Here is a 22122-nt window from a genome sequence, read left to right on the forward strand (position 1 = left end):
GTTTCAGCAGGCCCAAGCCTGCGCTCGCTGTTCATGGAGTGACGCATGCGCATACCCAATTATTTATCTCTGCTGTTCGCCGGCCTGCTGGCGTGCCAGACGGTGCACGGGCAAATCTTTCAACGAGAGCTGGGGGATTTCGACCTCAAGCTCGGGACAAGCCCCAGTCGCAGCATGGCCCAAGGCCTCGTCAAGCCCTCGGCTGTCGGTTCGTTTCATGGTGGCCTGGACCTGACTCATGACAGCGGCTTCTACTTTGGCCAATGGTCGCCGAGCATGGGCATCAGCCCGGGGAAAAACCTCGAGATCGACTCGTACGCGGGCTTCAAGCAACCCTTCGACCAGGTCCTCGGCTACGAAGTGGGCGTGATCCATTACAGCTATCCCGATGTCGACACCCTCGACAGCCAGGAAGTGTTCGGCGGCCTGACCCTGCTGGGCAGCCGTTTCGGGGCAGCCTTGAGCAACGACCCGGACAAACAGAACAGCACGCTGTTTGCCGACCTGCGCGGCAACCAGCCGTTCGGCATCGGGGTCAGCATGAAATACACCACCCATCAGCTGAACACGCCGGTTTCGGTGGATGGCGGTTATGTCGGCAGCTTCACCGACTGGTCGGTAAAACTGTCCCGACCCTTCATGGGCATTGACCTCGACCTGATCTACAGCGACTCCAGCCTCAGCGGCAGCTATTGTTCAGCCTATACAGGGCAAAATAGCCAGTGCGACGCACTACTCACCCTCAAGGCCGAACGCACATTCTACTGATGGGCTGAACTGCCGGGCTCGTTCTGCGTTCACATGAGAAACAGCTCCAGAAGCCAGGCTTTCGCAAGGATTCGCCCATGTCTCGCTGTATTAAACCGCGCTGGATCAAACACATCGCCTTAGTGCTCATGTTCACCCTGGCCCTCGGCGCCTGCAGCCGAATGGACCTGGCCTATCGCAACCTCGACGTGATCATTCCCTGGACGCTCAGCGATTACCTGGACATGAACGGCGAGCAGAAAAGCTGGTTCAACGATCGTCTGAAGGAACACCTGAGCTGGCATTGCACCACGCAAATGCCGGGGTATCTCGACTGGCTGGACCGCTTGCAGGACATGATTGCGACGAATCAGGTGACCGACGCCACGCTGCAGGCGCGCACAACGGAAGCTGAAGCAGCGATTGCCGAGACGGCCCGGGAAATTACGCCATCAGCCATCGAACTGCTGCAAGGCCTGAATGACAATCAGGTCGCAGAAATGAATGAGGCCTTCGCCAAGGACCAACGCAGGCGCCAGGAAAAATACCTGAAACCGCCACTGGAGCAGCAGATCAAGCAGCGGGCCGAGCGCATGGAGAAACGCCTGAATCAATGGCTCGGACCACTCAGCGTCTCCCAACAACAGCGAGTGATGGCATGGTCCACCGCCCTGGGTGACCAGTACACGCAATGGATCGCCAACCGCATCCACTGGCAGAAACAGTTCAGCGCCGCGGTGGCGCAACGCCAGACACCACAATTCCCACAGCGAATCGAAACGCTTTTGGTGAATCGCGAAAGTTTATGGACAACGGCCTACCGCGAGGCCTTCGCCAAAACCGAAGCCCAGGCGCGGGCGCTGTTTGTGGATTTGATGGCTGAAAGTACGCCGGACCAACGAGAGCGGTTGCTGAAGAAGATTGAGGGTGTGAGGAAGGATTTCAGTGATTTAAAGTGCCTGAAGGCAGCGAAGCAGAATTGAACTCAACACAAACCCTTGCAGGAGCGAGCAAGCCAGCTCCTACAAGGGCTACATGACGTTCAGGCGATCTGCGCCTTCGACGCCACCTCATCGAACGTCAGCTCATCCAACGCATCTTCCTGCTCATCCAGCACCTGCCGTGGATGGTCATTGCCCGGAATGCTGCTGTCGATGAGGCTCAGGAGGCTTGCGCCCCGAGGCGTCAAAATGTAATTCGACCCGGAGCCACCCTGCTCCTCCGGCCGTGGTTCGATATATCCGCGCTCGAGCAATAACTTTTCATACTCGCCGGCCACCGCTTTCAAGTGGTCCAGGTTTTCAGTCTGCTCACCTTCCGACGCTTTCTCAGCGGCGTACTGCTCGGCGTAGGGCCGTGGCGTGAAGCTGCTCGCACCGTTCTGTACTTCGTGCAGCAAGCGTTCAATCAAATCCCAGTTATAAGTCGTCATCCCGTTTCAACCTCCGGTACCCGTGAGTGAGGGCCTTCATAGGTTGTGACCGGCGTGGTGCGCAGCCGTTCATACGCAGCGTTTGCGGCGACCGACCGGCGGTATGTCGAATGGCGGCCCAGTCAAACGACTAGGCTGTGTAGGCCACCTCCCCAGCCCCCTGCAGGAGAAAACACCATGAACATTGAGAACCACCCCGTTGTGTCGCGGGAAGAATGGCTCGCCGCGCGCAAACAACACTTGGCTCACGAAAAGGCTTTCACCAAGGAGCGGGACAAACTCAGCGCAGAAAGGCGCGCCTTGCCCTGGGTGAAAATCGACAAGGACTACCACTTCCAGGGACCCAATGGCGAACTGAAACTCGCCGACCTGTTCGATGGCCGCAGCCAACTGGTCATTTACCATTTCATGTTCGCCGAAGGCTGGGATGAAGGCTGTCCCGGTTGCTCTTTCCTGTCCGACCACATCGACGGGGCCAACCAGCACCTGGCGCACCATGACGTCGCGGTGGTGGCTGTGTCCCATGCACCGTTCGCTGAATTCCAGGCGTTCCGGCGGCGTATGGGCTGGAAATTCGACTGGGTGTCTTCCGAAGGCTGTGATTTCAACTATGACTTCGGTGTGACCGCCCGCCCCGAAGACGTCGCCACCGGCAAGGCCACCTATAACTACGAAAAAACCGATGGCTCCGAGGAAGAACTGCCCGGACTCAGCGTGTTCTATCGCAATGAGGTCGGCGAGATTTTCCATACTTATTCGACTTATGCCCGCGGCCTGGATCTGCTGGTCGGTACCTACAACTACCTCGACCTGACGCCCAAGGGGCGCAATGAAGACGAAATCATGGATTGGGTGCGGCACCATGATCGGTATGAGGATAAGGCGACGAAGAGCTGCTGCCATGGGGGATGAGGCTGAACTTTTTCCCTGCTGCAGCCCTCAACCGGTTAACCCGCCTTAACCGGAACTGAGGCCCACAGATGAAAATCCTGCTGAAACTCACCCTCGCCACCACCCTCGCCTGCGCCCTGCCCGTCTTGGCCTGCACACCCGAGGAGGCCACCCTCAAGCGCGAGCAACTGGCCAAGGAAGTCACCAAGCTGACCGAACAGAACCCGGCCAAGGCCAAGGAAATCAATGACGAACTGCAGAAGATGGACCTGGGAACGGCCTCCAAGGACTTGCCAGACAAGTGCCAGTTGATCGATCAGCGGCTCAAGGAATTAGGCACGGCCGAGAAGAAAGCCGAAAGTTGAAGATAAAAAAACCCGGACATAGTCCGGGTTTTCATTGAGCTGACCGAGGCGCTTATTCAGCGGCCGGCGCTTCCGGCTTGCGGCGCTTGAGCGGGGCCATGCCGTCCTTGCTCACCAGGGAGTCGCTCTTGGGGCGGTTGACGCTCTTGCGTTTGGTCGGGGTCTTGGCGGCGACTTTTTTCTTGTCACCCTTGGCGTCGGTCTTTTTCTTCTTCACGCCGACGGCTTTGCCAGAGGCCTTGACCTTTTTCGGTCCGCCGTAGGTGCCCTTGACTTCCTTGATGGTGCGGCGCTCGAAGCTCTGCTTGAGGTAGCGCTCGATGCTCGACATCAGGTTCCAGTCGCCGTGGCAGATCAGCGAAATGGCCAGGCCATCGTTGCCGGCGCGCCCGGTACGGCCAATGCGGTGCACGTATTCGTCACCGCTGCGCGGCATGTCGAAGTTGATCACCAGGTCCAGGCCGTCCACGTCCAGGCCGCGAGCGGCGACGTCGGTGGCCACGAGGATTTTCACCCCGCCCTGCTTCAGACGGTCGATCGCCAGTTTGCGATCCTTCTGGTCTTTCTCGCCGTGCAGCACGAACGCCTTGTATTCCTGGGCCACCAGGCGGCCGTAGATGCGATCGGCCATGGCCCGGGTGTTGGTGAAGACGATGGCCTTCTGGTAGGTCTCGTTGGCCAGCAGCCAGTTGACGATCTGCTCTTTGTGCTGGTTGTGGTCAGCGGTGATGATTTGCTGGCGGGTGGTTTCGTTCAGCTGGCTGACCGCATTGAGCTGCAGGTGCTCAGGATTGTTCAGGACCTTGGCGATCATCTCGCGCAGGCCGGAACCACCGGTGGTGGCGGAGAACAGCATGGTCTGCTGGCGGTTGGTGCACTCGTCCACCAGGCGCTGTACGTCTTCGGCGAAACCCATGTCGAGCATGCGGTCGGCTTCGTCGAGCACCAGCACTTCGACTTCCTTGAGGTCAAGGTTGCCGGCGTTCAGTTGCTCGATCATGCGGCCCGGGGTACCGATCAGGATGTCCGGCACCTTGCGCAGCATGGCAGCCTGGACCTTGAAGTCTTCGCCGCCAGTGATCAGGCCGGACTTGATGAAGGTGAACTGCGCGAAGCGCTCAACTTCTTTCAAGGTCTGCTGGGCCAGCTCGCGGGTTGGCAGCAGGATCAAGGTCTTGATGCTGACACGGATCTTGGCCGGGCCGATCAAGCGGTTGAGGATCGGCAAAACGAATGCAGCGGTCTTGCCGCTACCGGTTTGCGCTGTCACCCGCAGGTCACGACCTTGGAGCGCCAGCGGAATAGCCGCTGCTTGCACAGGCGTTGGCTCGACAAATTTCAGCTCGGCCACGGCTTTGAGCAGGCGTTCGTGCAAGGCGAATTCGGAAAACACGGGTGCTACCTCGAAGAAATGCAAAAAAACAGCTGCATAGGGTACCGGTTTCGAGCGCTCAGGCCGAGTTTCTTTATACAAATGACGGTAAACAGTGGTTTTTTTGTTGCCCGATTTGTCCTCGAACGTAATACAAAGCGTCTTAAATGCTCTAATTGCCCCTCGTGTCCCACAGAAGAATCGTTTTAGCCCATGGATATCAAACAGCTCTGGCTCAACGCCCAAGACCTCTGGGGTGCCCTCGACCAGCATCCGCTCGTGCACGCCAGCCTGGCACTGATGGTGTTGTTGCTCATAGCCCTGGCCCTCGGACGAGTGGCGCGCTACCTGATCCTGCACGCCAGCAAAATACTCGGCCGTCAGCCGGCGCTGCACTGGATCAACGACTTGCGGCACAACAAGGTGTTCCAGCGACTGGCGCAGATAGTCCCGTCGCTGGTGATCCAGTTCGGCCTGCACCTGGTGCCGGAGCTGAACAAAACCGCGATGCTGTTTCTCGGCAACGTGGCGCTGGCGTTCACCATCCTGTTCCTGTTGCTGTCCGTCTCTGCCCTGCTCAACGCCCTGCTGGACATCTACGCGCGCACCGAGCACGCCCGCACCCGCTCGATCAAAGGTTATGTGCAGCTGGCGAAAATGGTGTTGTACGTGTTTGGCGCGATCATCATCGTCGCCACTTTGATCGACCGTTCACCGCTGTTGCTGCTGTCGGGTCTCGGTGCAATGTCGGCGGTGATCCTGTTGGTCTACAAGGACACCCTGCTGTCGTTCGTCGCCAGCGTGCAGCTGACCAGCAACGACATGCTGCGGGTCGGCGACTGGATCGAGATGCCACAGGTCGGTGCCGACGGCGATGTGGTGGACATCACGCTGCACACGGTCAAGGTGCAGAACTTCGACAAGACCATCGTCTCGATCCCGACATGGCGCCTGATGTCCGAATCTTTCAAGAACTGGCGCGGCATGCAGCAGTCCGGTGGCCGGCGGATCAAGCGCAGCCTGTTCATCGACGCCAGTGGCGTGCGGTTCATCCGCGATGACGAGGAGTTGAGGCTGTCCCAGGTGCATCTGCTCACGGACTACATCAGCCGCAAGCAGGCCGAACTCAAGGCCTGGAACGAAGCCCAGGGCAATGTTGCAGCGATGTCGGCCAATCGCCGGCGCATGACCAACATCGGCACTTTTCGCGCCTACGCGCTGGCCTATCTGAAGAGTCATCCGGAGATCCAGCCCAACATGACCTGCATGGTTCGCCAGATGCAGACCACCGCCCAGGGGATTCCGCTGGAGATCTACTGCTTCACCCGCACCACGGCCTGGGCCGATTACGAGCGGATCCAGGGGGATATTTTCGATTACTTGCTGGCGGTGTTGCCGGAGTTTGGGTTGAGCCTTTACCAACAGCCCAGCGGCACGGATCTACGCGCCGGCTTGCTGCCGGCGGTGTTGGGCGCGAGCCACATCCCCGAGCCTGAAAAACACGTCATGTAACAACACATTACCCTTGTAGGAGCGAGGCTTGCCCGCGAAGAGGGAGTGTCAGTCGACATCAATGTTGCCTGACATATCGCCTTCGCGGGCCGCTCCTACAAGGTTTCGCGTGCAGACGTCCGTTTGGCAACACCCAACCGGCTGATCCACACCGCCATCAGGATCACCGAACCACCCAGCAACAACCGGCCCAGCTCCTCATGCTGATTCCAGATCAGCAGGTTGATCAGTAACCCCACCGGTACATGCAGGTTGTTCATCACCGCCAGCGTTCCGCCATTGACCAGGCATGCGCCCTTGTTCCACCAGTACAGCCCGAGCGCGGTCGAGACCAGGCCGAGGAACAGCAGCACGCCCCATTGCAGCGCAGCTTCGGGCAGGAAATTGGATTTGCCGAACAACAGGAACGCCGGCAACGCCACCGCCAATGCGCCCAGGTAGAAATAACCGAAGCGCCGGTAATGCGGCAGGTCACTCGGATGGCGCGCGACCAGGTGTCTGTAGAGCACCTGGCCGGCGGCGTAGGTGAAGTTGGCCAGTTGCAGCAGCAGGAAACCCATGAAGAAGTCCGGGTTGATCCGGTCGTAGCGAATCACCGCCGCCCCCGCCACCGCCACCAGTGCCGCGACCAAGGCCCAGGGATTGAAGCGACGGTTCAGTGCGTCTTCGATCAGGGTCACGTGCAGCGGCGTGAGGATGGTGAACAGCAGCACCTCCGGCACCGTCAGCACACGGAAGCTCAGGTACAGGCAGACGTAGGTCACGCCAAACTGCAAGGCGCCGATCAGCAACATGCCGCGCATGAACGCCGGCTCCACGGAACGCCAGCGGGTCAGTGGGATGAACACCAGCCCCGCCAGCAGCACGCGCACCAGCACCGCGAAGTAGCTGTCGACATGCCCAGCCAGGTACTCGCCGATCAGACTGAAGGAAAACGCCTGGATCAGCGTGACAAAAAGTAGATAGCCCATGCTCGCCTCGTTTTGAATGGCGGCGAAGATAACGGGTTTTGCCGGTTATCGCGAACTGTCAAACGATACAAAAACCAAGGCAAAAAAAAGCCCGATCTCGCTAAAGCGTTCAATCGGGCTAGAGCACTCAGGAGCAACAAGTGCAAAGGGAGGTTCGATGCGCGTGCAGGCTAAGGGGTGCACGCCAGGTCACTAGATCATCCGGTGATTATCTGGCGATTAACGGCTCAGGCCACTTGAGAAAGCTTGGCGTTCGCCTGGTTCAGGCCTTTCTCCTGGAAGTCACCGCCCAGGTTCATGCCTTCGGCATGGATAAACGTTACGTCATGGATACCGATGAAGCCCATGACCTGGCGCAGGTAGGGTTCCTGGTGATCCGCAGTACTGCCGGCGTAGATCCCGCCGCGAGCGGTCAGCACATAAGCGCGCTTGCCACTGAGCAGGCCTTGCGGACCGGTTTCGGTGTACTTGAAGGTCACGCCGGCACGCAGCACATGGTCAAGCCAGGCCTTGAGGGTGCTCGGGATGGCGAAGTTGTACATCGGCGCAGCCATTACCAACACATCGGCGGCGAGCAACTCGTCGGTCAACTGGTTGGAGCGTTCCAGGGACAGTTGTTCGATGTCGCTGCGCTGATCGGCGGGCTTCATCCAGCCGCCCAGCAAATTGATGTCCAGATGGGGCACCGGGTTGACGGCCAGGTCACGAACGGTGATCTGGTCCTTCGGATGCGCGGCTTGCCACTGGGCGATGAAGGTCTGGGTCAGTTGACGGGACACCGAGTCTTGCTGACGGGCACTGCTTTCGATGATCAGAACGCGGGACATGGGCTGTAGCCTCCATCTGAGAATGCTGTAGGTCGATGGAGTGAAGGTTAAACAGCGCCATATCGATTAAAAAGCGCAAATAATTGCTATAACCGATCAATAAATTCGTTTATAAGCGGAGCATCAGCAATGAGCGTGCTCCGCTGAAGGTCATTTCGGCTTGCAGGTCATGGTGATGTACAGCTTGATGATCTTGCGGTTGAACTTGGCGGAAAGATCGGCACTTTTGCCGGCGTCGAGATTGATCCTGCGGGTCTTAGGCGATTCAGGACCGTTGCGAAACACCACCGCGCATTCGGCGGCGACGTCGCCGTAGTTGTTCACGGTGATCGAACCCATGTCGTAATCGGAGGCGTAGGTGGTGTAGTCGATCTTCAGTCCATTGAGCTCTTTCTGTACGTCGATCGGGTAAGCAAACGCAGTCAGCGGCAGCATTGCCAGTACCAAAAAACCGATTTTTTTCATTCAGCAGTCTCCAATTAGAACTGCGCAGCTTAGGACAAGAGGAGCCCATCATGAAAGCGCCCCGCGTGACCCTTGATCAATGGCGAACGCTTCAGGCCGTGGTCGACCACGGTGGCTTCGCCCAGGCAGCCGAGGCGTTGCATCGCTCGCAATCGTCGGTCAGCTACACCGTGGCGCGCATGCAAGACCAGCTCGGCGTGCCATTGTTGCGCATCGACGGGCGCAAAGCGGTCCTCACCGAAGCTGGCGGCGTGTTGTTGCGCCGCTCCCGTCAACTGGTGAAACAGGCCAGTCAGCTCGAAGACCTGGCCCATCACATGGAGCAGGGCTGGGAAGCCGAAGTGCGCCTGGTGGTCGATGCCGCCTACCCGAGCGCCCGGCTGGTCCGTGCGCTGACCGCGTTCATGCCGCAAAGCCGTGGCTGCCGCGTGCGCCTGCGTGAGGAGGTGTTGTCGGGGGTGGAAGAGGTACTGCTCGAAGGCGTTGCCGACCTGGCCATCAGCAGTTTCAGCATTCCCGGTTTCCTGGGCGCGGAACTGAGCGACGTCGAGTTCGTTGCGGTCGCCCATCCGGAACACCCCTTGCACCGGCTCAATCGCGAACTGAATTTCCAGGACCTGGAAAGCCAGCTGCAAGTGGTCATCCGCGACTCCGGTCGCCAGCAGCCCCGGGACGTCGGCTGGCTCGGTGCCGAACAACGCTGGACCGTCGGCAGCCTGGCTACCGCCGCCACTTTCGTCGGCAGCGGCCTGGGCTTCGCCTGGCTGCCAAGGCACATGATTGAACGGGAACTCAAGGAAGGTACGCTCAAGCTGCTACCTTTGGACCAGGGCGGCAGCCGTAACCCGAGTTTTTACCTGTACTCGAACAAGGACAAACCGCTCGGCCCGGCGACGCAGATTCTGATCGAGTTACTGCGCACGTTCGACACCGCCCCCCTGGATGCACCGTTCGCCGCCCCAGAACAAGCCTGACACGGAGGTAACGCATGGCCTATTTCGAACACGAAGGTTGCAACCTGCACTATGAGGAATATGGCCAGGGCACGCCGTTGCTGCTGGTCCACGGCCTGGGGTCCAGTACCCTGGACTGGGAGGAACAGATCCCGACGCTGGCCACCCGTTACCGGGTGATCGTCCCGGATGTGCGCGGCCACGGTCGCTCCGACAAACCCCGCGAGCGCTACAGCATCGCCGGGTTCAGCGCCGACCTTGTGGCGCTGATCGAGCACCTGAACCTGGGACCGGTCCATTACGTCGGCTTGTCCATGGGCGGCATGATCGGCTTTCAACTGGGCGTGGATCAGCCGCAATTGCTCAAGAGCCTGTGCATCGTCAATAGCGCACCGCAGGTCAAGTTGCGCAGCCGCGACGACTACTGGCAGTGGTTCAAACGCTGGAGCCTGATGCATGTACTCAGTCTTCACACCATTGGCAAAGCCCTGGGTAGCAAACTGTTCCCCAAACCCGAGCAGGCGCAATTACGAGAAAAAATGGCCGAACGCTGGGCAAAAAACGACAAACATGCTTATCTCGCCAGCTTCAATGCCATTGTTGGCTGGGGGGTTCAGGAACGACTATCGAGAGTGACCTGTCCAACCCTCATCGTCAGCGCCGACCGTGACTACACACCGGTTGCACTGAAGGAAAACTACGTAAGACTGCTGCCCAATGCGCGGCTGGCAGTGATCGCAGACTCGCGTCACGCCACCCCGCTGGACCAGCCCGAACGCTTCAACCAGACACTGCTCGAGTTTCTTGCCGCAGTCGATACCACCACACTCAGGATCACTGACCCATGCTGAAAAAAATCGCCCTCGCCGCTGGCTCCGTTCTGTTCGCCGCCAACCTGATGGCGGCAACGCCTGCCAAGGCGCCGCACGTTCTACTGGAGACCACCAACGGCCAGATCGAAATCGAACTGGACCCGGTCAAGGCCCCGATCAGTACCAAGAACTTCCTTGAGTACGTCGATAGCGGCTTCTACAACAACACGATTTTCCACCGCGTGATTCCGGGCTTCATGGTCCAGGGCGGCGGTTTCACTCAGCAAATGCAGCAAAAAGAGACCAAGGCACCGATCAAGAACGAGCACAAGAACGGCCTGGTCAACGTGCGTGGCACCTTGTCCATGGCCCGTACCTCGGTGCCAGACTCGGCCACCAGCCAGTTCTTCATCAACGTCAAGGACAACGATTTCCTCGACCAGGGTGATGGTTATGCGGTATTTGGCAAAGTGGTCAAGGGGATGGACGTGGTGGACATCATCGTCAATTCGCCAACCACCGTGCGCAGCGGCATGAAGGATGTACCCGCAGACCCTGTGTTCATCAAGTCGGCCAAGCGCATCGACTGAGACTAAGCTGGACAAGGATGTCCGAGCCGTTGCCGGTGTTCGCCGGCAACGCTCAAACCGTTGAAGGAGAGCCCGTTCGCGGGCGAATAACCGATGCTTTATCGCCGCTTTGAAAAACTGATCGACGTGTTTCGCGACGCCCCGACGGCCGCACCGCCGGATCGCGTATTACCGTTCTATACCTACTACCTCAAGCAGGTCTGGCCCAGCTTCGCCGCCCTGCTGCTCGTCGGCCTGGTTGGCGCCCTGATCGAAGTGGCGCTGTTCAGCTACCTGAGCCGCATCATCGACCTGGCCCAGGGCACGCCCAACGCCGACTTTTTCAAGGAACACGGCCTTGAACTGACCTGGATGATGGTGGTGGCGCTGGTCCTGCGCCCGGTGTTCGTCGGCCTGCATGACCTGCTGGTGCACCAGACTCTCAGCCCCAGCATGACCAGCCTGATCCGCTGGCAAAACCACAGCTACGTGCTCAAGCAGAGCCTGAATTTTTTCCAGAACGACTTCGCCGGGCGCATCGCCCAACGCATCATGCAGACTGGTAACTCCCTGCGCGATTCGGCGGTGCAGGCGGTGGATGCGCTGTGGCATGTGCTGATCTATGCCATCAGCTCGCTGGTGCTGTTCGCCGAAGCCGACTGGCGCCTGATGATCCCGCTGCTGACCTGGATCATCGCTTTCATCAGCGCACTCTATTACTTCGTGCCACGGGTCAAGGATCGCTCGGTGGTAGCCTCCGATGCGCGCTCCAAACTCATGGGACGGATCGTCGATGGCTACACCAACATCACCACCCTGAAACTGTTTGCCCACACCAACTTCGAGCAGCAATACGCCCGCGAAGCGATCAAGGAGCAAACCGAAAAAGCCCAGTTGGCCGGTCGCGTCGTCACCAGCATGGACGTGGTCATCACCAGCATGAACGGTCTGTTGATCGTCAGCACTACCGGCCTGGCCCTGTGGCTGTGGACGCAGTCGCTGATCAGCGTAGGCGCCATTGCCCTGGCCACCGGACTGGTGATCCGTATCGTCAACATGTCGGGCTGGATCATGTGGGTGGTCACCGGCATCTTCGAAAACATCGGCATGGTCCAGGACGGCCTGCAAAGCATTTCCCAACCGGTCAGCGTCACCGACCGTGACCAGGCCAAACCGCTGGCGGTGGCCCGTGGCGAAGTGCGTTTCGAAAATGTCGATTTCCACTATGGAAAGCAGAGCGGGATCATCGGCGGGCTCAATCTGACGATCAAACCCGGCGAGAAGATCGGCCTGATCGGTCCGTCCGGCGCGGGCAAGTCGACCCTGGTCAATCTGCTGCTGCGCCTCTACGACGTCGAGGGCGGACGCATCCTCATCGACGGCCAGGACATCGCCGACGTCAGCCAGGAAAGCCTGCGCGAACGCATCGGCATGATCACCCAGGACACGTCCCTGCTGCATCGCTCGATCCGCGACAACCTGCTTTACGGCAAGCCCGACGCCACTGATGCCGAACTCTGGGAAGCGGTGCACAAGGCCCGGGCCGACGGCTTCATTCCCACCCTGTCGGACGCCGAAGGCCGCAGCGGTTTCGATGCCCATGTCGGGGAACGCGGGGTGAAGCTTTCCGGTGGCCAGCGCCAGCGCATCGCCATCGCCCGCGTACTGCTCAAGGACGCGCCGATCCTGATCATGGACGAGGCCACGTCGGCACTGGACTCGGAAGTCGAAGCGGCCATCCAGGAAAGTCTCGAAACCCTGATGCAAGGCAAAACCGTGATTGCCATCGCCCACCGGCTCTCGACCATCGCCCGGATGGACCGTCTGGTGGTGCTGGAAAACGGCAAGATCGCCGAAACCGGCAGCCACGCCGAACTGCTGGCCCATGGCGGTTTGTATGCGCGGTTGTGGCAGCACCAGACAGGGGGTTTTGTCGGGATCGATTAGGCCTTTTACCGATAAAAGACCGCCACGCTCCTCACCACGGGCGCTGGCGGTTTTTTTATGCGTACTGGAACTTTGGAAAAACAGTGCTGTACTCAGCCAAGGTTCTGGAGGTGGTTTTGCAGTCCATCTGCTGGATGCACAACGCAGCGAAATCTCGAAAGGACACTCTCTCATGTCTCTGTTCAAACGTTCCGCTACAGAGTTGGTAGGTACCTTCTGGCTGGTGTTGGGTGGTTGCGGCAGTGCGGTGCTGGCTGCGGCTTTCCCGGATGTCGGTATCGGTTTGCTGGGGGTTTCCCTGGCGTTTGGCTTGACGGTGCTGACCATGGCCTTCGCCATTGGCCACATTTCCGGCTGCCACCTCAATCCGGCGGTGTCGCTGGGGTTGGTGGTCGGCGGACGGTTTCCGGCCAGTGAACTGCCGGCCTACATCATCGCCCAGGTGCTTGGCGCGGTCATCGCGGCCGCCCTGCTGTACTTCATTGCCAGCGGCAAGCCCGGTTTCGAACTGGCGTCAGGCCTGGCATCCAACGGCTTCGGCGAACACTCCCCCGGTGGCTATTCGATGGCGGCGGGCTTTGTCTGTGAGTTGGTGATGACCGCCATGTTCATCCTGATCATCCTTGGCGCCACCGACAACCGTGCGCCAGCGGGGCTTGCGCCGATTGCCATTGGCCTGGCGCTGACCCTGATCCACCTGATCTCGATCCCGGTCACCAATACCTCGGTCAACCCGGCACGCAGCACCGGCCCCGCGCTGATCGTTGGCGGCTGGGCCATTCAGCAACTGTGGATGTTCTGGGTCGCGCCGCTGCTCGGTGCGGTCGTCGGCGGCGTGCTGTATCGCTTCCTCGGCAAGGAAAACAGCTGACCGACAGTACGGCGAAGATCAGCCTTGCCGGTAAGGCAAGGCGGTCTTCGCCTCATCCGCGTAGGCCAATACGCCAATCCGCTCTTGCTGCAGAAAGTCCTTCACGGCCGCTTTCAAGCCCGGATGGCGCAAGTAATGCCAGGAGTGCGTGATGACCGGTTCGAAACCGCGAATCAACTTATGCTCGCCCTGCGCGCCGGCATCGAAACGCGCAAAGCCATTGGCAATCGCGTAGTCCATGCCCTGGTAGAAGCACGTTTCGAAGTGCAACCTATCGAATTCCGCCAGGCAGCCCCAATAGCGCCCGTAAAAACTGTCACCGCCGACCAGGCTGAACGCCATTGCCACGGGACGCGAGCCTTGCCTGGCCAATACCACCCGAATCGATTGCGGCATGCGCTCGGCCAGCAGGCTGAAAAATGCCCGCGTCAGGTAGGGCCTTTGCCGGCGCACGGCGTAGGTATTGGCATAGCAGGCGTAGACGAAATCCCACAGCGACTCGGTCAATTCCCGGCCTTCGAGCCATTCAAAATCGATACCCTGCCCCGCCACTTGCTCGCGTTCCTTGCGCATCTGCTTGCGTTTGCGCGAACTCAGGGCGTCGAGAAAATCCTGGAAATCCCGATAGCCACGGTTTTGCCAGTGGTACTGACAACCGATGCGCTGCAACCACCCCGGTTGTTCGGCCAGCGCGGCGTCGGTGAACGGGTCAGTGAAGTTGATGTGGGCACTGGAGAGTTGTTCGATCTCAAGATAGCCCGGCAGACTCTTGAGTAATTCGAAACCGTCCTCCACCCGGCTCGCCAGCAAGCGCGGGCCGCTGACCGGGCTGAACGGCACGGCCGTCAGCAGCTTGGGGTAGTAATCGATGCCCGCGCGTTCGCAAGCATCGGCCCAAGCGTGATCGAACACGTATTCGCCATAGGAATGCCATTTGCGGTAGCTGGGTAACGCCGCGATCAGTCGATCACCGTCCATGTGCAATAAATGCTCGGGTTGCCAACCGGAATGAGGCCCGACGCTGCCGCTGTCTTCCAGCGCGCCGAGAAACCCGTGACGCAGGAATGGCTGATTTTCGGGTACCAGCGCGTCCCAGGTTTGCGGGTCGATCTCGGACAGACTTTGCAGGCGTTGCAACGGCATCACCATCCTCACTCTTCATGGTGTGAAAGCCTGGCGAGTATCGCCTATCGGTGTGCATTGCACACGTTCAATTCGACCATGGCGCTCTGGATCAAGGGTCCGCAAAGGTTTGGCATCGTCACAGACATGCCATCACTCTGCCACTGCCTTGTCATAAACCATCGCGATACTGGCGCCTGTTTTTAGAGCGCCGGGTTATATACGGCCACTGTTTTCCGTCCACCCCATGGTCGGTTGTGCCCAGGATGGTCCAGCCATCCACTCTCATCTTCGGAGATTGATATGCGTCTTGCTTCCACGAAAACTGCGGCGGCCTTGTGTGGCGGCCTGTTGCTGGCCATGAGTGTTCCTGCCAGCGCCGCAGTCGACGCCAAACTGCTCGACATGCTCAGGGCTAACGGTTCGATTACCAACGCCCAATACAGCGAATTGCAAGCCGAGTTGGCAAGGGATCAGAAGGAGCAGCAAATCGCTCGTCAGGCCCAGCAAGAGACCAACGAGCAGATCGCGGCCACCGCGAAGAAAACCAATGAGCTGAGCACCTTCGACCAGAAGCTGGCGTGGGCGGCCAAGACCCAATTCAAGGGCGACGTACGTTTCCGTCAGGAAAACGTCCACAACGATGGCGTTCCCAACAACAAGGACCAGGATCGTCAGCGCATTCGTGCCCGCTTGGGTGCGTTCAGCGAAATCAACCCACAGGTGGACACCGGCATCCGTATTGCCACCGGCAGCAACGACGATGCTCGTTCCACCAACCAGGACCTGAACAACTACTTCGACAAGAAGCAGATCTGGCTGGACCTGGGCTATGTCGACTACCACCCCGACGCCATCAAGAACCTGCACGTGATCGGCGGCAAGATGCTGCAGCCGTGGGTGAGCATGGGCGACATCATCTGGGATAGCGACATCAACCCCGAAGGCCTGGCCCTGACTTACAAGTATCCGCTGGGCAATACCGAACTGTTCGGCAGTGCCGGTCACTACACGCTCAAGGACAACGTCGATGGCGAGGGCGTGCAGTTCAAGCATGACTTGCGCCTGTACGCTGGCCAGTTGGGTGCGCGTTTCGCCATTACCGACAACCTGAAATTGACCGTCGGCGGCAGCCTCTACAACTACGACAACGACGAAGACAGCACCTGCACCGCCACCACCACGCCATGCGCACTGGCGGTCAATGGTAACAGCCCGGGCGAAGAGTTCCGCCTGTGGGAAGGTTTCAGCCAGATCGACATCGGCGGCCTGCCAATGCCGCTGTCGCTGTACGGCCAGTACGTGCACAACGCCGAAGCCAGCAACAATCAGGACACTGGCTGGCTGGCCGGCGTCAAGACCAAGATCTATGGCTTCGGCCTGGACTACAACTATCGCGACGTGCAGCAGAACGCAGTGGTGGGTGCCTTCACCGACTCCGACTTCGCCAACGGCTTCACCGGTTCGCGCGGCAGCAAGCTGAAAGTCAGCTACGAGCTGGACAAGAACTTCACCCTGGGGGCGACGTACTTCATGGCGACTTCCGACTACACCAACGCCAGCGTCAACCTGAAAGACTCCGACATCAACACCCTGCAACTGGATGCCGAAGCGAAGTTCTGATGCCCCCGCTACACGACTCCGGCACGGATGCCTGAGCCCCTTTACAGCCTGGCGTTGATCTATCGGTCCCCATCATCCTCCGATAGTTCAGCGCCGGGCTGTTTCTATTGGTGCACAAAAAAAGATCGCAGGCTGCGCCAGCTCCTGCAGGGTTATGTAGTCCCCTGCAGGAGCTGACGCAGGCTGCGATCTTTCCAGCTACAGCGAAAAATCAGCGCTTGCGCAGCAGCACGCTACCAATCGAGTAACCGGCACCGAACGAGCTGAGCACCGCCAGCGAGCCGGCGGCCAGGTCGTCCTGGTTTTTGTGGAACGCAATCACCGAACCTGCCGAACTGGTGTTGGCATAGGTATCGAGAATCACCGGTGCTTCCTGCTCGGTAGCTTCACGCCCCAGCAGCTTCCTGACGATCAGGTGGTTCATGCTGAGGTTGGCCTGGTGCAGCCAGAAGCGCTTCACGTCGTGGACGTTGAGTTGATTCTCTTCCAGGTGCGCAGCGATCAGCTCGGCGACCATCGGGCAGACTTCCTTGAACACCTTGCGGCCTTCCTGCACGAACAGTTTGTCCTTGGCGCCGATGCCCTCTTCCGCGGCGCGGTTAAGGAAGCCGAAGTTGTTGCGGATGTTGTTGGAGAACTGGGTCAGCAGTTTGGTGCTGACAATGTCGAACTGGTAACGGGAGGTAGCGAGGTCAGCGCGCTCGATGATCACCGCGGTCGCGGCATCGCCGAAGATGAAGTGACTGTCGCGGTCGCGGAAGTTCAGGTGACCGGTGCAGACTTCCGGGTTGACCATCAGTATCGCCCGGGCCTGGCCCAACTGGACGCTGTTGGCCGCGGCCTGGATGCCGAAGGTGGCCGAGGAGCACGCCACATTCATGTCGAAACCGAAACCCTGGATACCCAGCGCTGCCTGGACTTCGATGGCGATGGCAGGATAGGCGCGTTGCAGGTTGGAGCAGGCGACGATCACGCCGTCGATGTCCGCGGCGGTTTTGCCGGCGCGCTGCAAGGCTTGTTCGGCAGCGCCAATGGCCATCTGGCAGAGCACCGACCATTCGTCGTTGGAACGCTCCGGCAAGCGTGGCGCCATGCGTTGCGGGTCGAGAATGCCTTCCTTGTCCATGACAAAGCGACTTTTGATACCAGAGGCTTTTTCGATGAACGCTGCGCTGGACTCGGTCAACGCCTCGACTTCACCGCGAGCAATGGCTTGGGCGTTGTCGGCGTTGAATTGAGCGACATAAGCATTGAAAGACTGCACCAGCTCTTCGTTGGAGATGCTGTTGGCCGGGGTGTACAGGCCGGTGCCGCTGATGACGACGTTATGCATGGTCGTGTCTCTAATCTGTTCAGGCAGAAAGCATTGGTACAAGCGTACCAATGCACAAAGGGTCTATTCCCATCCGGGGACGCAAACCTGGCATCGCTTTATTCCGACCTGCCCGCGGCGGCGAAGGCTCAAAACCGCGGGGCCGGCGTTTATAGGCGCGAAGTTTGCCATAAACCTAGGGTTTTGGCGCCTTTTTGCTGGATAACCCACCTGTTAGAGACACTACAGCAACCTGTGGGAGCGAGCCTGCTCGCGAAGGGGCCATCAAACTCAACATCAATGGTGACTGACACACCGCTTTCGCGAGCAGGCTCGCTCCCACAGAGGATCAGGGTTCGACCTGGCTCCATTGCTTGCTCAGGCGCTTGTCGGAGATCGGCACCTTGGTCCCCAACTGCTGGGCAAACAGTGAAACCCGGTACTCCTCCAGCCACCAGCGGTACAACTCCAGCTGCGGATCGCGCTTGCCTTCCTGGGCGTGTTTGTTGGCGCGGGTCTGGTATTGCGTCCAGAGACCGGACAACTCGCCGCTCCAGACCCGGTCCCGTTGTACCTGGGCGCCGATTTTTTCGAAACGCTGTTCGATGGCCTTGAGGTAGCGCGGCAGTTCCTTGAGCCACTGCATCGGCGTTTCCCGGACAAACCCCGGATACACCAGATGGCTGAGCTGCTGCTTGATGTCGTTCAAGGCCACGGCTTGCGCCAGGTCGATCTTGCCCTTGAAGCGTTTTTGCAGGCCGTGCCAGTGCTTGAGGATTTCCAGGGTCAGCCTGGCCACGCGCTCGGCATGTTCGGTCCAGGCGCCGCGCTTGCGTTCGGCCAACGAAGCCAGCCCGGCACCATCGCGTGGCAGCGGGTCTTCACCTTCGAGAATGCAGCTGTCGAGGCTGGCCAGCAGAATGTCTTCGACCAGCGCATCGACACGGCCCATGTCGCGATACAGCAGGCCCAGTTCGGTCAGACCCGGCAGCTTGCCGCGCAGGAACTTCGCCGGCTCCGCCAGTTGCTGCATCAGCAGGCGCTGCAAGGCGCGGCGATGCTGGAACTCGGCTTCGGCGGGGGTCGAGAAACGTCCTTCCTTGACCGTTCCCGCCTCTTCCACCAGCGCCGGATAGACCGTCATCGACAAGCCGGCGATCTTCTGTTGGGTTTTCTCCGCCACGGCGGCAAACACTTTCGGCTCCACCGGCTGCTGGCTTTTCGCGGTTTGCGGCACGGCCAGGGCGGCCTGGCTGGCTTCGGCGAAACGCGCGGTCAGTTCGGCCAGGTCGCGCCCTTCACCGAGGAACTTGCCCTGAGCGTCGACGATCTCCAGGTTCATCCGCAGATGGCTTTCGACCTGCTGCGCCGCCTCGCTCCAGGCTTCATCGCTGACCCGAGCGCCGGTCATGCGCAGCAGCTCGCGACCCAAGGCCTGGGGCAACGAGCCTTCGGCGAAGGTCATGCGCTGCAACGCGGCCTTGACGAAGTCCGGCACCGGCACGAAATTCTTGCGCAAGGCCTTGGGCAGGTTGCGCACCAAGGCAATGCACTTGGCTTCGATCAGCCCCGGCACCAGCCATTCCAGGCGTTCCGGCGGCAGCATCGGCAACAACGGCGCCGGCACACGCAGGGTCACGCCGTCGCGCGGGTGGTTCGGTTCGAAGTGGTAGCTGAGAGCCAATTCCAGGTCGCCGATGTGCAGCGTGTCCGGGTAATGCAGGGCGGTGACTTCACTGGCTTCGCGGGCCAGCACGTCCTCTTCGCGCATGATCAGCAGTTGCGGGTCTTTCTGACTGTTGATCCGGTACCAGCTGTCGAACGTCGCGGTCTGGTGAATCTCTGCCGGCAACCGCGCATCGTAGAAGGCATACAGGGTTTCTTCGTCAGCGAGAATGTCGCGACGGCGGGCCTTGGCTTCCAGTTCGTCGAGCTGTTCCAGCAACTGCTTGTTGGCCGTCAGGCACTTGGCTTTCGACTGAATCTCGCCACGCACCAGTGCTTCGCGGATGAACAATTCGCGGGACACCACCGGATCGACCGGGCCGTAATGCACCGGCCGACGGCCGACCACGATCAGCCCGAACAGGGTGATCTGCTCGAAGGCCACGACTTGGCCACGCTTCTTCTCCCAATGGGGTTCGAAGTGGTTTTTCTTGATCAGGTGCCCGGCCAGCGGCTCTATCCAGTCGGCATCGATCTTCGCCACCATCCGTGCATACAGCTTGGTGGTTTCCACCAGTTCAGCGGTCATCAGCCACTGCGGGCGTTTCTTGCCGATGCCCGAGGACGGGTGAATCCAGAAACGCCGCTGACGCGCGCCGAGGTAATCGCCATCTTCGGTTTTCTGGCCGATCTGGCTGAGCAACCCCACCAGCACCGCTTTGTGCAGTTTCGGGTAATCCGCCGGCTCTTTATTGAGGCTCAGCTGCATGTCGCGGCAGATCAGGCTCAATTGGCGATGGGAGTCGCGCCATTCGCGCAGGCGCAGGTAATTCAGGAAATTCTTGCGGCACCAGTTGCGCAGCGGGCTGGCGGTCAGCGCCTGGCGCTGCTCTTCGAAACCGCGCCAAAGGTTGACCAACCCGGCGAAGTCCGAATCGGCATCTTTCCATTGTGCGTGAGCCTGATCCGCCGCTTGCTGGCGCTCCGGCGGACGTTCGCGCGGGTCCTGGATCGACATGGCACTGGCGACGATCAGCACTTCCTGCAGGCTGCCGAGCTTGGCCGCTTCGAGCAGCATGCGGCCCATGCGCGGGTCCACCGGCAGCCGCGCCAGTTGGCGACCAAGCGGGGTCAGCTGACTGTTGCGGTCCACCGCCGAGAGTTCTTGCAGCAGGTTGTAGCCGTCGCTGATCGCCTTGCCATCCGGCGGCTCGATGAACGGGAAAGCGCTGACCTCGCCGAGGCGCAGGTGCAGCATCTGCAAGATTACGGCGGCGAGGTTGGTGCGCAGGATTTCCGGATCGGTGAATTCCGGCCGCCCGAGAAAATCTTCTTCGCTGTACAGGCGCACGCAGATGCCCGGCTCGACCCGACCGCAGCGACCTTTACGCTGGTTGGCGCTGGCTTGGGATATCGCTTCGATGGGCAGGCGCTGGACCTTGGCGCGGTAGCTGTAGCGACTGATGCGCGCGGTGCCGCTGTCGATCACGTAACGGATGCCCGGCACGGTCAGCGAGGTTTCCGCGACGTTGGTTGCCAGCACCACGCGACGACCCGGGTGCGACTGGAAGATCCGCTGCTGTTCGGCCGGCGACAGGCGTGCGTACAACGGCAGGATCTCGGTGTGCTTGAGCTGGGCCTTGCGCAGCATGTCGGCGGCGTCGCGAATCTCGCGCTCGCCGGGCAGGAACACCAGCACGTCACCGGGGCTGCGGCGTTCGCTGCGCTCATAGGCGGCGATTTCGTCGAGGGTGGCGAGGATCGCCTGATCCACCGTCAGGTCGTCCTCGACACGGTTGCCTTCCTCGTCCTGCTCCAGGGTCAGCGGGCGATACCACGTGTCCACCGGGAAGGTGCGACCGGAGACTTCGACAATCGGCGCATCGTCGAAATGTTTGGAGAAGCGCTCCAGGTCGATGGTCGCCGACGTAATGATGACTTTCAGGTCCGGGCGGCGCGGCAGCAGGGTTTTCAGGTAGCCGAGCAGAAAATCGATGTTGAGGCTGCGTTCGTGGGCTTCGTCGACGATGATCGTGTCGTAGCGTTCCAGGTAGCGGTCGTTCTGGGTTTCCGCCAGCAGGATGCCGTCGGTCATCAACTTGACCAGGGTGTTGGCATCGCTCTGATCCTCGAACCGCACCTGATAGCCGACCAGCGCGCCCAACGGCGTGCCGAGTTCTTCGGCAACCCGGGCGGCCACACTGCGTGCGGCAATTCGGCGCGGCTGGGTGTGGCCGATCAGGCCATGCTGGCCGCGGCCGATTTCCAGGCAGATCTTCGGCAACTGAGTGGTTTTACCCGATCCGGTTTCGCCAGCAATGATCAGCACCTGATGCTTGAGCAGGGCCTCTTTGATTTCGTCACGCTTGGCGGCGATCGGCAGGCTGTCGTCATAACGAATCACCGGCAGGCTGGCGCGGCGGGCCAGCACCTGGTCACAGGACGCCTGCATCCGCGCGACCCACTGGGCCAGCTTGGCCTCGTCGGGTTTCTTGCGCAGCTCAAGCAACTGCCGCCGCAGCCGGTGGCGGTCGGCAAGCATGGCGTGATCGAGGTTTTTCAGCAGTTTGTCGATGGAGGGCGATTCGTCGGTCATCGGGTACGCAATTCAGTCGTCTAGTGGCGCAGGTTGGCGATTGTCGCAGATTTGCACCGCCGTGTGATCG

General features: G+C 60.2%; 18 protein-coding genes and 1 pseudogene. 11 read left to right on the forward strand and 8 right to left on the reverse strand.

Going from position 1 to position 22122, the window contains the following annotated elements; all coding sequences use genetic code 11:
* The first annotated feature begins 45 nt into the window (after positions 1–45).
* Positions 46–768, forward strand: a complete 723-nt coding sequence (locus NQL71_RS07010) for a TorF family putative porin (protein ID WP_077184118.1) — start codon at positions 46–48, stop codon at positions 766–768.
* A 77-nt stretch (positions 769–845) separates the two neighbouring features.
* Positions 846–1730, forward strand: coding sequence for a DUF6279 family lipoprotein (locus tag NQL71_RS07015; protein ID WP_274642460.1), 885 nt, complete (start codon positions 846–848; stop codon positions 1728–1730).
* A gap of 59 nt (positions 1731–1789) precedes the next feature.
* On the opposite strand, the gene NQL71_RS07020 is transcribed toward NQL71_RS07015, so the two are convergent.
* Entirely contained in the window at positions 1790–2179 is a 390-nt protein-coding gene (locus NQL71_RS07020; RefSeq protein WP_046816826.1) for a hypothetical protein, read from the reverse strand.
* Positions 2180–2356: 177 nt separating this feature from the next.
* On the opposite strand from NQL71_RS07020, the gene NQL71_RS07025 reads away from it, so the two are divergent.
* Together NQL71_RS07025 and NQL71_RS07030 are read left to right on the forward strand one after the other, a co-directional pair.
* Entirely contained in the window at positions 2357–3091 is a 735-nt protein-coding gene (locus NQL71_RS07025; protein ID WP_248686137.1) for a DUF899 domain-containing protein, read from the forward strand.
* A 68-nt stretch (positions 3092–3159) separates the two neighbouring features.
* Positions 3160–3435 (forward strand): hypothetical protein, encoded by a 276-nt coding sequence (locus NQL71_RS07030; RefSeq protein ID WP_046816824.1) that lies wholly within the window; start codon positions 3160–3162, stop codon positions 3433–3435.
* Between the two features lie 52 nt (positions 3436–3487).
* Here NQL71_RS07030 and NQL71_RS07035 read toward each other — a convergent pair whose 3' ends face one another.
* Positions 3488–4828 carry a DEAD/DEAH box helicase gene (locus tag NQL71_RS07035; RefSeq protein WP_046816823.1) on the reverse strand — a complete coding sequence of 447 codons (1341 nt, stop codon included), beginning with the start codon at positions 4826–4828 and terminating at the stop codon, positions 3488–3490.
* 192 nt (positions 4829–5020) lie between these two features.
* Here NQL71_RS07035 and NQL71_RS07040 point away from each other — a divergent pair, with 192 nt between their 5' ends.
* Positions 5021–6319 (forward strand): mechanosensitive ion channel family protein, encoded by a 1299-nt coding sequence (locus NQL71_RS07040; RefSeq protein WP_046816822.1) that lies wholly within the window; start codon positions 5021–5023, stop codon positions 6317–6319.
* Between the two features lie 95 nt (positions 6320–6414).
* Here NQL71_RS07040 and NQL71_RS07045 read toward each other — a convergent pair whose 3' ends face one another.
* The 3 genes from NQL71_RS07045 to NQL71_RS07055 form a co-directional block, all read right to left on the reverse strand.
* The gene (locus NQL71_RS07045; RefSeq protein ID WP_077184121.1) at positions 6415–7290 is read right to left on the reverse strand and encodes a carboxylate/amino acid/amine transporter; all 876 of its coding nucleotides are present in this window, start codon (positions 7288–7290) and stop codon (positions 6415–6417) included.
* 227 nt (positions 7291–7517) lie between these two features.
* On the reverse strand, positions 7518–8117 hold the full coding sequence (locus NQL71_RS07050) for an FMN-dependent NADH-azoreductase (protein WP_046816820.1): 600 nt from the start codon (positions 8115–8117) through the stop codon (positions 7518–7520).
* Between the two features lie 150 nt (positions 8118–8267).
* Positions 8268–8582, reverse strand: a complete 315-nt coding sequence (locus NQL71_RS07055; RefSeq protein ID WP_046816819.1) for a hypothetical protein — start codon at positions 8580–8582, stop codon at positions 8268–8270.
* Positions 8583–8632: 50 nt separating this feature from the next.
* On the opposite strand from NQL71_RS07055, the gene NQL71_RS07060 reads away from it, so the two are divergent.
* The 5 genes and pseudogenes from NQL71_RS07060 to aqpZ all read left to right on the forward strand — a co-directional run bounded on the left by NQL71_RS07060 (position 8633) and on the right by aqpZ (position 13734).
* Positions 8633–9556 carry a PA3225 family LysR-type transcriptional regulator gene (locus NQL71_RS07060; RefSeq protein ID WP_046816818.1) on the forward strand — a complete coding sequence of 308 codons (924 nt, stop codon included), beginning with the start codon at positions 8633–8635 and terminating at the stop codon, positions 9554–9556.
* A gap of 14 nt (positions 9557–9570) precedes the next feature.
* Positions 9571–10376: pseudogene (locus NQL71_RS07065) on the forward strand (alpha/beta fold hydrolase).
* Positions 10377–10379: 3 nt separating this feature from the next.
* Positions 10380–10937 carry a peptidylprolyl isomerase gene (locus NQL71_RS07070; protein ID WP_046816816.1) on the forward strand — a complete coding sequence of 186 codons (558 nt, stop codon included), beginning with the start codon at positions 10380–10382 and terminating at the stop codon, positions 10935–10937.
* Positions 10938–11030: 93 nt separating this feature from the next.
* The gene (locus tag NQL71_RS07075; RefSeq protein ID WP_046816815.1) at positions 11031–12863 is read left to right on the forward strand and encodes an ABC transporter ATP-binding protein; all 1833 of its coding nucleotides are present in this window, start codon (positions 11031–11033) and stop codon (positions 12861–12863) included.
* Positions 12864–13035: 172 nt separating this feature from the next.
* Positions 13036–13734 carry an aquaporin Z gene (gene aqpZ, locus NQL71_RS07080; protein ID WP_046816814.1) on the forward strand — a complete coding sequence of 233 codons (699 nt, stop codon included), beginning with the start codon at positions 13036–13038 and terminating at the stop codon, positions 13732–13734.
* A gap of 18 nt (positions 13735–13752) precedes the next feature.
* Here aqpZ and NQL71_RS07085 read toward each other — a convergent pair whose 3' ends face one another.
* Positions 13753–14877, reverse strand: coding sequence for a GNAT family N-acetyltransferase (locus tag NQL71_RS07085; RefSeq protein ID WP_046816850.1), 1125 nt, complete (start codon positions 14875–14877; stop codon positions 13753–13755).
* Between the two features lie 282 nt (positions 14878–15159).
* Here NQL71_RS07085 and NQL71_RS07090 point away from each other — a divergent pair, with 282 nt between their 5' ends.
* Entirely contained in the window at positions 15160–16479 is a 1320-nt protein-coding gene (locus NQL71_RS07090) for a putative porin (protein ID WP_046816813.1), read from the forward strand.
* A 211-nt stretch (positions 16480–16690) separates the two neighbouring features.
* Here NQL71_RS07090 and NQL71_RS07095 read toward each other — a convergent pair whose 3' ends face one another.
* Positions 16691–17812 (reverse strand): beta-ketoacyl-ACP synthase III, encoded by a 1122-nt coding sequence (locus NQL71_RS07095; protein WP_077184122.1) that lies wholly within the window; start codon positions 17810–17812, stop codon positions 16691–16693.
* Between the two features lie 328 nt (positions 17813–18140).
* Positions 18141–22052 (reverse strand): ATP-dependent RNA helicase HrpA, encoded by a 3912-nt coding sequence (gene hrpA, locus NQL71_RS07100; RefSeq protein ID WP_274642462.1) that lies wholly within the window; start codon positions 22050–22052, stop codon positions 18141–18143.
* Positions 22053–22122: the final 70 nt, after the last annotated feature.

Origin of the sequence: Pseudomonas serbica (genome assembly GCF_028823535.1) — a bacterium.
Taxonomy (GTDB): Bacteria; Pseudomonadota; Gammaproteobacteria; order Pseudomonadales; family Pseudomonadaceae; genus Aquipseudomonas; species Aquipseudomonas serbica.

What these genes read in the sequence shown, in the direction of transcription:
- NQL71_RS07010 (WP_077184118.1), top strand. Translation starts at nt 46, where the DNA reads ATGCGCATACCCAATTATTTATCTCTGCTGTTCGCCGGCCTGCTGGCG.
- NQL71_RS07015 (WP_274642460.1), top strand. Translation starts at nt 846, where the DNA reads ATGTCTCGCTGTATTAAACCGCGCTGGATCAAACACATCGCCTTAGTG.
- NQL71_RS07020 (WP_046816826.1), bottom strand. Translation starts at nt 2,179, where the DNA reads ATGACGACTTATAACTGGGATTTGATTGAACGCTTGCTGCACGAAGTA.
- NQL71_RS07025 (WP_248686137.1), top strand. Translation starts at nt 2,357, where the DNA reads ATGAACATTGAGAACCACCCCGTTGTGTCGCGGGAAGAATGGCTCGCC.
- NQL71_RS07030 (WP_046816824.1), top strand. Translation starts at nt 3,160, where the DNA reads ATGAAAATCCTGCTGAAACTCACCCTCGCCACCACCCTCGCCTGCGCC.
- NQL71_RS07040 (WP_046816822.1), top strand. Translation starts at nt 5,021, where the DNA reads ATGGATATCAAACAGCTCTGGCTCAACGCCCAAGACCTCTGGGGTGCC.
- NQL71_RS07045 (WP_077184121.1), bottom strand. Translation starts at nt 7,290, where the DNA reads ATGGGCTATCTACTTTTTGTCACGCTGATCCAGGCGTTTTCCTTCAGT.
- NQL71_RS07050 (WP_046816820.1), bottom strand. Translation starts at nt 8,117, where the DNA reads ATGTCCCGCGTTCTGATCATCGAAAGCAGTGCCCGTCAGCAAGACTCG.
- NQL71_RS07055 (WP_046816819.1), bottom strand. Translation starts at nt 8,582, where the DNA reads ATGAAAAAAATCGGTTTTTTGGTACTGGCAATGCTGCCGCTGACTGCG.
- NQL71_RS07060 (WP_046816818.1), top strand. Translation starts at nt 8,633, where the DNA reads ATGAAAGCGCCCCGCGTGACCCTTGATCAATGGCGAACGCTTCAGGCC.
- NQL71_RS07070 (WP_046816816.1), top strand. Translation starts at nt 10,380, where the DNA reads ATGCTGAAAAAAATCGCCCTCGCCGCTGGCTCCGTTCTGTTCGCCGCC.
- NQL71_RS07075 (WP_046816815.1), top strand. Translation starts at nt 11,031, where the DNA reads ATGCTTTATCGCCGCTTTGAAAAACTGATCGACGTGTTTCGCGACGCC.
- aqpZ (WP_046816814.1), top strand. Translation starts at nt 13,036, where the DNA reads ATGTCTCTGTTCAAACGTTCCGCTACAGAGTTGGTAGGTACCTTCTGG.
- NQL71_RS07085 (WP_046816850.1), bottom strand. Translation starts at nt 14,877, where the DNA reads ATGCCGTTGCAACGCCTGCAAAGTCTGTCCGAGATCGACCCGCAAACC.
- NQL71_RS07090 (WP_046816813.1), top strand. Translation starts at nt 15,160, where the DNA reads ATGCGTCTTGCTTCCACGAAAACTGCGGCGGCCTTGTGTGGCGGCCTG.
- NQL71_RS07095 (WP_077184122.1), bottom strand. Translation starts at nt 17,812, where the DNA reads ATGCATAACGTCGTCATCAGCGGCACCGGCCTGTACACCCCGGCCAAC.
- hrpA (WP_274642462.1), bottom strand. Translation starts at nt 22,052, where the DNA reads ATGACCGACGAATCGCCCTCCATCGACAAACTGCTGAAAAACCTCGAT.